At 67.9% G+C, this 10,978-nt stretch carries 7 protein-coding genes and 2 pseudogenes; 4 read left to right on the top strand and 5 right to left on the bottom strand.

What is annotated here, in order from left to right; translation table 11 throughout:
* Positions 1 to 297, top strand: a pseudogene (locus tag AC1DWC_RS19905) (hypothetical protein); the annotation flags it as partial.
* Positions 298 to 580: 283 nt separating this feature from the next.
* On the opposite strand, the gene AC1DWC_RS19900 reads toward AC1DWC_RS19905, so the two are convergent.
* The 4 genes from AC1DWC_RS19900 to AC1DWC_RS19885 all read right to left on the bottom strand — a co-directional run bounded on the left by AC1DWC_RS19900 (position 581) and on the right by AC1DWC_RS19885 (position 3,932).
* Positions 581 to 1,261 carry an SMI1/KNR4 family protein gene (locus AC1DWC_RS19900; protein WP_477910796.1) on the bottom strand — a complete coding sequence of 227 codons (681 nt, stop codon included), beginning with the start codon at positions 1,259 to 1,261 and terminating at the stop codon, positions 581 to 583.
* Positions 1,262 to 1,806: 545 nt separating this feature from the next.
* The gene (locus AC1DWC_RS19895; RefSeq protein WP_477910794.1) at positions 1,807 to 2,190 is read right to left on the bottom strand and encodes a hypothetical protein; all 384 of its coding nucleotides are present in this window, start codon (positions 2,188 to 2,190) and stop codon (positions 1,807 to 1,809) included.
* A gap of 329 nt (positions 2,191 to 2,519) precedes the next feature.
* Positions 2,520 to 3,014 (bottom strand): DinB family protein, encoded by a 495-nt coding sequence (locus tag AC1DWC_RS19890; RefSeq protein WP_477910792.1) that lies wholly within the window; start codon positions 3,012 to 3,014, stop codon positions 2,520 to 2,522.
* A gap of 291 nt (positions 3,015 to 3,305) precedes the next feature.
* Positions 3,306 to 3,932 (bottom strand): class I SAM-dependent methyltransferase, encoded by a 627-nt coding sequence (locus AC1DWC_RS19885; RefSeq protein WP_477910790.1) that lies wholly within the window; start codon positions 3,930 to 3,932, stop codon positions 3,306 to 3,308.
* A gap of 445 nt (positions 3,933 to 4,377) precedes the next feature.
* Here AC1DWC_RS19885 and AC1DWC_RS19880 point away from each other — a divergent pair, with 445 nt between their 5' ends.
* The 3 genes from AC1DWC_RS19880 (at position 4,378) to AC1DWC_RS19870 (ending at position 9,004) form a co-directional block, all read left to right on the top strand.
* Positions 4,378 to 4,638, top strand: a complete 261-nt coding sequence (locus tag AC1DWC_RS19880) for a hypothetical protein (RefSeq protein ID WP_477910788.1) — start codon at positions 4,378 to 4,380, stop codon at positions 4,636 to 4,638.
* A gap of 180 nt (positions 4,639 to 4,818) precedes the next feature.
* Positions 4,819 to 6,669 carry an HSP90 family protein gene (locus AC1DWC_RS19875; RefSeq protein WP_477910786.1) on the top strand — a complete coding sequence of 617 codons (1,851 nt, stop codon included), beginning with the start codon at positions 4,819 to 4,821 and terminating at the stop codon, positions 6,667 to 6,669.
* Positions 6,659 to 9,004: an ATP-binding protein gene (locus AC1DWC_RS19870; RefSeq protein WP_477910784.1), complete on the top strand. Its 2,346-nt coding sequence runs from the start codon at positions 6,659 to 6,661 to the stop codon at positions 9,002 to 9,004. Before AC1DWC_RS19875 ends, AC1DWC_RS19870 begins: the two co-directional genes overlap by 11 nt.
* Positions 9,005 to 9,416: 412 nt before the next feature.
* Here AC1DWC_RS19870 and AC1DWC_RS19865 read toward each other — a convergent pair.
* A pseudogene (locus AC1DWC_RS19865) lies at positions 9,417 to 10,928 on the bottom strand (long-chain-fatty-acid--CoA ligase).
* Positions 10,929 to 10,978 lie beyond the last annotated feature (50 nt).

Genomic DNA, 10,978 nt, shown 5'->3' with positions numbered 1-10,978 from the left:
GAGCACTTCCACACGGTCTTCCGCGAGGGCGAAGAGGAGGAATTCGACTGGATGATCGAGCCCGACGGTAGCTGGGACCTCGCCGAACGACTCGAAGTCTTCGGCTGGAGCGAGAACGGCGACCTTCTCCTCTGGGACGTCGCAGGCCGCAATGCCGACGAGGAGTTTCCGGTGTGGGAATCGCGCGGCATGAACACCCTCCACCTGCTCGGCTCGGGCCTTGACGAGGCGCTTCCCAAGCTGCGCGAGCGCTCCGAGGCCCAGGTCATTGAGCCGCTGAGACCTGCCCGTCTCTGACCCACAGCTCATCCGGATCCGCTCGAGGCTGAGATCCGCCGGGACGCCACCGCGACCCGAGGCGCCCAGGCTTGGGATCGACACCGGACCACCGCTACGCGGATACCCAGATCAGCGAGGTCCGGTCAATGGCCGGGAATCGGGATGCACCGGTCGTCGTTCGGCAGATGAGGCGCCGCATTGAGAGCCATACTCGGCCAGATCTAGCGACGAGCGCCCATGGACCAGCCCGAAGGACACCCGGCGATCGTCATCGCAAGCGCTGCAGGAGGAAGGTGACACCTCAGGCGTGGTTCGCGCCGTGATCGGCGAACTCAGCAAAGCTCCCCACCTGGTCAACGTCCGGATCGAGGGCGCGGGCGAGCCAGAGTTCGTACCAGTCGAGGAACGTCAGCGGCTCGCGGGTGTCCGGGTGGAGCACCGGCAGCGCGGCGGCGTGCTCATAGCTGTGCCACCACACCTGCCCCGCGGCCGGGCCGCGCAGGATCAGGAGGTCGTACATGCCGCATCCCTCGTCCGCGAGGAATGTCGCGCCTCGGTGGATCCGGCCGATGTTCTCCGACCACTGGAACTCGGAGTCCTCGGCGGCGGGCGCGCAGGGTCGCTCGGCGGTGAAGGGGAAGTCCGCGGCGTAGTCGATCGCGGCGTCCTCGGCCTCCTGCGCCAGCGGGAGCAGTCCGAGCATCGGTCCGGCTCCGCCGTCGCCCACCCGGGTGATCCACTCGCAGTAGTCGGCCGGAAGGCCGACGCCGACGCGGTTCTCGAATGCCGCGAGCGTGTCCGGGTCCGCGGGAGCAGCGTGCTCGTAACGATGCACGGCTGCCCCGTGGATGCGGCATCTGTAGCCGGTGACCTCCCGGTCGCCGAGCGAGACGACAGTGGTCCTCAGATCGGCTGCTCGTAGTCGGTCGAGGTCGGTCAGGATCCCGGCGATCCGGTCCGCGTGCGTTTGCGCGTGTTTCATGCTCACATCCTGATGGATGCGACGACTTGTCTCTGAGTTCGGTGACACACCTACATTGGCAGGCGCGTCCGACACGCCCGACCTCGGTCAAGTGCGCAGGCGCGTCCTGTCGATCTTCGCGGCAACTCGAAAACCACAAATGTAGGTTCCCGATCTAGTTGTCCTTTTCCGGACCTACATGTCCCACGCTTGTCATAATTCCAGCCTATATGTCCAAAATGGCTACATTTTGGTATCGGTCGGCCATTTCGCAATGGCACGTAGTGTCACAAGCATGGAATTCTCCTGTGGCGACGGGGTCGAGTCGTCGACAGCTGTCGCGGCTAGAGTTCGTCGCGATCTGTCAATCGTGTCTTCGCGCCGACACGTCTTTTCGATGTAGGGACGTGCCGGACACACATTGTTCTGTAGGCCGGGGTGAGGGACGAGAGGACCTTGCTGTCGTCGGCGACGATCAGGATGCGGGCGGGGTCAGTCACCTGATCCATCGAGCCTGAGCCTGAGCACGGAGGAACGAGGCTCGGCCGCCCGCATCACTGACCGGGTCAGCAGGCCGGCTCGGCGGGCATGGCGCTCGTATCCGCGCCCCCGGCTGCCTCGTTGGCGCGGATCTCCTCGGCGCTGGCGGCGACCGCGGGTTCGAGAGCGCTTGCGGGTGTGATGTCTGCCGGGTTGATCTCACCCTTCGCGACCAGTGCGTCGACCTCTTCCTGGCTCAGGTCGCGGGCGCACTCACCGTTGGAAGTGCCGGACTGCGCGGCCGGGGCCACATTCTCTACGGGGGCGGAGACTACGACCGGCGCGGTCTCGGAGGGGGAGCCAGTGGCCCACGCAACGCCGGGCACGGCGAGCGCCGCGGCAGCAGCGATTCCGGCTGTGGTGATGGCTACTCGCCGGCGGACGGGGGTGTTGATGATGGACTTTCGCATGGGTGCTCTCCTCGCTCGGGGCGCGGCCGGATGGCCTCGACATCTCCGAACTTATGAGCGGGAAACTCGGGGCTCATTAGTGAACTCTTAGGGGTTGGTTAGAGATTTCTGCTCGTCTGCCGTGGTGCTCGCGGACTGGGTCAACTTCGCCCGGAATTCCAGTGACAACTGTCGCGGAGAATCTCGAAAACCGGAGGCGGATCGGACAAGTAGATGCGGAACCTGCAACAAACGCACGAACCGAGCACCACGAACGGGCCGCGGGGCTACAAACGCACAACAAACAAAGAAGGGTAGGCATGGCGGATCGGACGCCTGATGACGGTCGGTCAAGACTGGCGGCGTTCGTTGATCTGTTCGACCAGAATGTCGCCGTGTCCTGCATGACGTGCGAAGTCCTCGATGAGGCCCAGGTAGATCCACCGCAGGCTGACTGTGCCGACGATCGGGTGCTCCCGGGTGACATCAAGCGAGTATCCAGCAGATATCGCACGTGAAAGTTCGCTCGCCTGCTGGAACTCTGCGGCCACGCCGGCGATGGTTTCATCGTCACCGACAACGAAACTGGGGTCACCGGGCGTTATCGGACCGTCGCATTCGGATTCGGGCAGGCCCGCAAGGAAGTGCTGGAACCATCTCCGTTCAGCCACTGCTGCGTGCTTCAGCAATCCGATCGGCGTGGTCAGCGAGCTGACCAGGCGGCGCCGTGCCTCGACTTCGACCAGGCCCCGCACGACGTCGATGAGCGCGGCCCTGTTGCGGTCGAGCATGTTCTCGAGCAGCACTCGTTCAGGTCCATCGGTGATACGGGCTGGAATGGTCATTCGCGTTCTGCTCTCTGGTCGATTGCTGTGCCTGGATGCTGTATCGGTTGTCGTGGTTGACATGTCGGGAACCGGGTTGGGTTCTCGGTCGAAATTGCCAGGGCGAGAATCTAATCTGGTGGTCTAGCGGCGCGCGGCACCGGAAGGACGCGCGACGGAGTGCGCCATCGAATTTGGCGGGATTTGAGCGAGATGCTCACGAAGGCCCGGCGCTTCGGCAGCCAGCTTGAATGCGAGCCCAGGCTGCCCCAAATCGCTTGTCCATCAAGGTGCATCACCGTAGGTGGATCCTCACCGGGTGCTCTGCCGGCGTGCGGTGATTGCGCCTTGAGGCCTGGAGTCGCTCGCCGTTCGTGTATGTGCCTCGATCACCTCGAAGCCGGCCGTGACCAACTCCTGGCTGAGTTCAGCCACTGGCCATCGATAGCCCGTGGTTACGGCATGGTCGAAAGATCCTACGGTTGCTCCCTCGAAGAAGCCCACCAGCAACCCTCCGCCGGGCCGAATTACGCGCGCGAACTCGGCGAGCGGAGTCTGGATGTCCTGCGGACTGTGGTGAATGAGCGAGTACCAGGAAAGCACACCACCCAGTGATTCTGTTGCGGCGTCCACTGCCTCGAAGCTGCCGACTTCGAAGGAGAGGTCTGGGTACTCCATACGGGCTCGTTCAACGAACTCAGGAACGAGATCGATTCCGCTCACAGCTAGTCCGCACTCGGCCAAGAAGTCCGTCCACTGCCCCGGACCACACCCGGCGTCAAGCACGGGACCTGTCAGGGTGGCGGCCCAGCTGCTTACCAGTGCCCGATCGGATGGGTGTGTCGAGGTCATGGAGCCAAAGAGATCCGTGTACTCCTGGGATCTGGCCGAGTATGACTCTCGCACGGTGTCGTCTGGTTGGGCGCTCGTGTTCTCCATGCCGTCGATGATCGTCGATGGGGTGCCCCATACGCCGAACGATGACCGGTGCGTCCCGACGGCCGGCCCTTGACCGGACCGCACTGTGCCGGGTACTCGCGCAGCGGCGGTCCGGTGATCGATCCCGAACTTGGTCGCTGAACGGAGCGCCGCGTCGGACGCGGCCCCTTCGCGTCCTGCCTGGTCAATCTGGCGTGGCATCTCGCAAATCTTTGCTGCCCGGTGCCCGAGGACCTGCGGAAAGGGGCATCTACAGCCGGAGTTTCCAGGGCATCTGCCGTGGGAGATCTTGAAAGCCGCAGGCCGATTGGACAAGTCGAATATCCCCCGGCCACGTGGGGCCAGTTCGTGAAATGGCGCCGGGAAGCAGCGAGGGCGTGCGACGACCTCGCTTCCGACGTCGAGGCCGGTCGCCAGCCTCACCCGACGTGCACGGGGGGAGGAGATGGCGCTGCACCTGATCCTGCGTCGTGCGTCGGATCTGTATCGCGACGGTCACTTCCACGACCAGTTCGCGGGCAGCCCGAACATCGTGGACGATGCCGCGTGGGACAGCCCGTTGGACTACCTGTTCGAGAACCACGATGTGCTGCCTCTGTTCACCGGCGTCCCGCCCGACGACGGAGTCAACCTCGATCCACCGGCCTGGTTCGAGGCTTTCGAGCCGCTCCGCACACGTGGCGCTCTGCGCGGATTCAGGCGGTAGCCCCGCGGTCGTCAGTCCGGCACTCTCTCCCGGCGACGTACTGAACTACTCCCGACGGCCACCTCGAGTGCAGCCCCCGCGATGACTGTCGGCCGCAAAAACCGCCGATCGCGCAGGAGGACCAGGGGCCGCATCTCCCCTGGCTGAAATGTCGTACCCGCTCGATAGGCTCTGTCCCCGATGACTACTAGAGCAGACGGCGACAGCCGTCCATTTCAGGTACACCTCGGCGGGATCATCGAGTTGCTCAGCGCGAGCATCTACACCGGGCCGCAGGTCTTCGTCCGTGAGCTGCTGCAGAACGGGTGCGATGCGATCGCGGCCCGCCGCGAGTTCGAGCCGGACCACGACGGCACCATCCGGGTCCTGCCCGCCGCCGCCGGCGCGGTGTTCGCGGTCGAGGACGACGGCGTCGGGCTGACTACCGCCGAGGTCGGCGAGTTGCTCGCGACGGTCGGCCGCAGCTCCAAGCGGGACATCCTCGACCTTCCCCGCACCGACCGCCTCGGCCGGTTCGGGATCGGCCTGCTCAGCTGCTTCATGGTGAGCGATGAGATCCGGGTTCGGTCCCGGTCGGTCACCGGCGCGCCCGCCGTCGAATGGGTCGGGCGCGTCGACGGCACGTTCACGGTGACCGAGCTCTCCGCCGACCTACCGGCAGGGACCCGGGTCGAGCTGGTTCCCCGCCACGACGCCGCCGGCCTCGTCTCACCCGCCGGCGTGCGCGACCTGGCCGACCGCTTCGGCCGGCACCTTCCCGTGCGCGTCACCGTTGCCGGCGAGACGGTGACCCGGCCGGCGCCGTTCCTCGAGCGGACGGCAGTCCCCTCGCCGGAGCTGCGTGAGCTGGGCCGGGAGATCGTCGGTGCCGAACCGTTCGCGGCCTTTCCGGTGCACGTGCCGTCGACCGGCACTCGGGGTACCGCGTTCGTGCTGCCGTTCGCGCTGTCCCCCGGCCAGCGGCAGTCGAGCCGCGTCTACCTCGGCGGGATGCTGCTCTCCGAGCGCATGGACGACCTTCTGCCGGACTGGGCGTTCTTCGTCCGGTCCGTCGTCGACACCACGGGATTACACCCGACGGCCTCCCGCGAATCCCTGATCGAGGACGACGCACTCGAGACGACCCGGGCCGAACTGGGCGCCGCGGTCCGCCGTTGGGTCATCGGACTCGCCGCGGAGGCGCCGCACCGGCTCGCCGCGTTCCTCTCGGTCCACCACCTCGCGCTCCGTGCGCTCGTCCTCCACGACGACGAGCTGGCCCGGTTCATCGTTCCCCACCTGCCGATCGAGACCACCGAGGGACCGACGACCTTCGGCGAGGCCGCCCGACGCGGCACCGTGCGGTACACCCGAACCGTCGACGAGTTCCGGCAGCTGGCCGGCATCGCCCGCCGCGGCGCCCCGATCGTCAACGGCGGCTACGTCTACGACGCGGACATCGCCGCGAGACTGCCGGAGTTCGTGCCCGGCTCCGAGGTTGAGATCGTCACCGTCGCAGACGAGATCGACCACCTGGACGTACCGCCGCTGGCCGAGCGGGCCGCCTCGCGGCGACTGCAGGAACGCGCCGACGCCGCGCTGGCCGACCTCGACTGTGCGACCGCCGTGCGCGCCTTCGCGCCGGACAGCGTTCCCGCGCTGTACGTCGCCGACGAGGCGGTGCTCCGCAGTCTGCGCCGCGAACAGGCCAGCGAAGCCGGCGGACTGTGGGCCGACATTCTCGGCCGCGTGGACGAGGCCGCGGCGTCCGACGGGGACACCACCGGCCGGCTCGCCCTCAACTGGCGAAATCGCCTGGTGCGCACCCTCGCCACCCTCGACGACGAGGCCGTGCTGTCGCGCGCGGTGCGGATCCTCTACGTCCAGGCGCTGCTCGCCGGGCACCGGCCGCTGCGGGCCGCCGACCGCGCGGCCCTCACCGACGCCATGACCGACATCGTGCACCTGTCCGTCGGCCTCGACGCGGGCGTCGTCACCGATCCCGGACCGCACTCCCCCTCCACCATCGACAAGGACGACCATGCCGACTGAGACCACCCTCGACGCACTGATCAGCGAGATCGACTCGACGTCCTACGGGCCGGCGGAACGCGAACTCATCGAGCGGGCGATCACGCTCGCCGAGGAGACCGGCGACGAGGCCGCCGCCTACGCCGTGCGGATGCGCCTGATCCAGTCCGCCTCCATAACAGGCGACACCGACGCCCTGCTCACCGCTTTCGCGTGGTGCGTCGGGCGAAACGCCGCCGACCCGGCCACCTTCCCCACCGAGGTCGACGACCACGACCTGCTGTGGTTCCACAAGTGGATCGCCGACGCGCTCGCCTCGAACCCGATGTTCCCGCGGGCGACGATCGCCGAGTCGATGGAACAGATGGAGACCGCGTACCGGCAGGCCGGCGTCGGCCTGTCCGGGGTGGTGCAGACCCGGTTCTGGCAGGCATTCGAGGCGGGCCGGATCGAGGAGGCCGCCCGTTACCTGGAGGAGCTGGGACGGACCCCGCGCGACGACTACAGCCACTGCGAGGCGTGCGTTCGTTCCGAGGAGGCCCAGTTCCGGCTCGCCACCGGGGACCTCGAGGCCGGACTGGCCGTCGTCCAGGAGATGCTGGACAAGGACATGGGGTGCGCCGACGAACCGGAGCGGGCGATGGCCCACACGCTGGTGCCGCTGCTCGAGGTCGGTCGTCTCGACGATGCCGAGCAGATGCACATGCGGGGCTACCGACTCGCGCGCCGCAACGTCGACAACATCGACATGATCGGGCAGCATCTGATCTTCCTCTCGGTCACCGGAAACGCCCAGCGCGCGCTGGAGATGCTCGAGCGGCACATCGGCTGGCTGGCGCACGACAACCTCAACGCGGTCGCGCACCTCGACGCCCTCACCGCCTTCGCGGTGACGTGCACGGCCGCAGACCGAGCCGGGATCGGCCACGAGCACGTCCGCGGGGCCGACGCGGAGCCCCTGCGCCGGTTCTTCGGCGCGCACACCGGCCCCTGGACCGTCGCCGAACTGGCACAGGCGTCCTGGCGTGCCGCCGAGGAACTCGCGACCCGTTTCGACGAGCGCAACCGCACCGAGCGCCGCAGCGAGAAGGTCGCCGCCGCAAGGACTCTGGCTGGGCAACGCTGGGACCTGCCGATCGGCACGACACACGCTGTGCCGGCACCTCCGGCCTCGGCGGACCCGGCCGCGACGACGGCCTTCGTCGACGAGGTGACGGGGGCGGGCCCGCTGGACGAGCAGGTCGACACGATCCTGGGCGCCGAGGGCGGGGATGCGGCGCTCGCCTGGCTCGAGTCCGAACTGACCCCGTCGACCGCCCCCGGACGCCGAACGGTGCTGTTGCGGTTGCTGGCCCAGCTGCTGGCGGGCGGCGGCCGGTTCGAGGAGGCGCTGACCGCAGTCGATGCCGCGCTCGACCTGTCCGTTGCCCACGCGGCCCGGTCCGTGACCGCCCCGCTGGCTGCCCTGAGCGCCCAGATCTGCGACAACCTGGGCCGGCTGGACGAGGCGGCCGGCCGACTGCGCCTGGCCATGCGCGAGGCGGATCTGGCCGGCACCGAGTCCGTCGGCCACCGCTACAGGCTCGGCGTGACGCTCGTGCGGTCCGGACGCCCCGACGAGGCCGTCGACGAACTCACGACGGTGGCGGAGATCGAGGAAGCCCGGGACACCGAGCCCGCATCCCGTGCCCTGACCCTGCTGTGGCTCGGCTACGCGAGGCGCGATGCCGGCGAGCCGGGGGCAGCGGTCGCGGTGTGGGCCGAGGGCCGGGAGCTGGCCCGGGCGGGCAAGGACTACGCGGTGGCGGCACGGGTCGGCAAGGAACTCGGGCTTCTGATGATGCAGTTCGACGACGAGGACGCCGTCGAAGCCCTCGACGGCGCGGTCGAGGACGCCCGGAAACTCACCGATCAGCCGGACGCGCTCGCCGACCTCCTGCACGCACGTGGGCGGGCTCGGTGCCAGTTCGCCGATGAGGACGGGCTCGAGGACCTACGGGCTGCGGCCGAGCATGCCGAGCCGTGGACCCGTGCGGACATCGAGGACTCGACGGCTCGGGCACTGTCCCAGCTGGGCCGGTTCGACGAGGCGGTACGGACGGGGCTCGCCGCCTCCGACGCCTACGCCGCAGCCGAGGACGTCGTCGGCTCCGGCAGCGCACTGATCGTCGTCGCGCAGGCGTTGCTGTCGACCGACCGCCACGAGGAGGCCCTCGCGGTGCTCGCCGACGCCGCGCCGCGGGTGACCGAGGCACCGCGGCTCGCGGTCCGGGTCGCGCTGATGGAGGGCGACGCCCACGAGGCTCTCGGCCGGCACGACGCCGCAGCGGCCGCGCGGGCGCGGGTCGACGGCTGACGCGATCTCGCCGCTGCGGATCCGGATCACGCCCGTCAGATCCGCGGCGGTGAGCTGCCGGACCACGCTCAGCCCCCTTCGCGTCATCGGCACACTGCCGCGACGGCGTCACACCAGGGCCTCGCGGTCGGCATCGGCCGGTACCGGCGCATGGCGGACGGCGGTACGCAGCCCGTGTACCCGCGCCACTGAGTCGGCCACGGGCGCCGCCGAGCCCGCGAGAAGCCGGCCGGGCCTGGCTCACGGCGGTGTCGTGGATGCTGTATGCCACGACCTTCAGATCAAATCGTGGCGACGATCCTCGTCGTGTGCTGACCAGGAACAGCGCCGCCGACCACATCCGGGTCGTCAAAGCTGCGCTCGATTGCTCCCCGGCGGCGGTTGTTCCGGCTCCTCGCCGGCGTGGCTGTTTTCATGCCGAGACAGCAGCGATGACGCCCTCGGGTATGGCGATCGCGCGTTTGAGGATCTTCCCGGTGGCACCCTTGGGAAGTTCGTCGACCAGCCAGATGTGCCGCGGGTACTTGTAGGGAGCGACACGTTCGCGGACGAAGATTCGCAGTTCCTCGGGCGTCGTTCGTGAGCCGGGCCGGAGTACGACGGCAGCGCCGATCTCCTCGCCCAGGGTGGGCGCGGGAATGCCGAGGACGGCGGCCATTTCGACGTCGGGGCACTCGTAGAGGACCTCTTCGATCTCGCGTGGGTAGATGTTGAATCCGCCGCGGATGATCAGGTCCTTCTTCCGGTCCATGATCCAGTAGTGCCCGTTGGTGTCGACCCGGCCGAGGTCGCCAGTCCGGAACCAGCCATCCGAGAGCGCTGCCGCGGTGGCGGCGGGCTGACGCCAGTAGCCCTTCATGACGTTGTGGCCGTGCACCGCGAGTTCGCCGACCTCCCCCACGGCCATTTCCCGCCCGTCCTCGCCGAGCACGCTCATTCTGATGCCGTCGATCGGCGTACCGATACTGCCGGCCTTGCGCATCGCGTCCGGATGGTTGAATCACGCCACCGGTGAGGTCTCCGACAACCCCCATCCTTCGAGGATCGTTGTGTCGAACTGTTTCTCGAAGGCATGCAGCGTCTCCACCGGCAACGCCGCGCCGCCGGACACGCAAACCCGCAGCGCGCTCAGGTCACAGTCGGCACGGTCGGGGTGCGCGAGCAGCGCGGCGTACATCGTCGGCACGGCGACGAATACCGTGACGCGGTCGCGGGTCAGGACCTGCAGTGCATCTGTGGCGTCAAATCGGGGCAATAGCGTGAGGCATGCGCCGTGGGCGATGGCCGAGGTCAGGGTTACGGTCTGCCCGAACGCGTGAAACAGCGGCAGGCCACCGAACACGACGTCGTCCTCGGTGAGCTTCAGCAGGTTGGTGCTGGTGACCTCCTGATTGCGCATGAGGTTGTGATGAGTGAGCTCAGCGCCTTTCGGCTTGCCGGTGGTGCCCGAGGTGTAGAGGACGACCGCGGTGTCCGAGGGCTTGCGGAGCTCAACGGCGGCCTGGGCATCATGCACCGGCGACCGGTTCATGGCCGAATGCGTATGTACCGTCACGCATTCGACGTCGGCGAGCGCCGCGCCGGGGATCGCTTCTGCGGCCTCGTGCCAGGCGAGCAACAGCGCTGCCGTGCTGTCGGCGAGTTGGTGCGCGACTTCACGGGGTTTGAGGAGCGGATTCATGGGCACCACGATCGCGCCGGATCGCAGGATCGCGTAGTAGGCGATCGCGAACATCGGGACATTCGGCACCATCATTGCGACGCGATCGCCGGACCGAACCCCGCGCTCGCGCAGTTCGAGCGCCAGTGTGGCGCTGGCTGTCTCCAGTTCGGCGTAGGTGAGTTGCTGCTCGCCGCAGATCACCGCGATCCGGGTGGGGTGCCGCCGGGCCGAGGCCGTCAGTGTGGTTGCCAGATTTGTCACGTTAATAGACCTGCCGATCGATCGGTTGTCACTGTGAAGTGCCTAACTAT

It is taken from the genome of Rhodococcus sp. P4_C10 (genome assembly GCF_056402135.1).
This window is presented reverse-complemented; position numbering and strand designations above follow the sequence as displayed.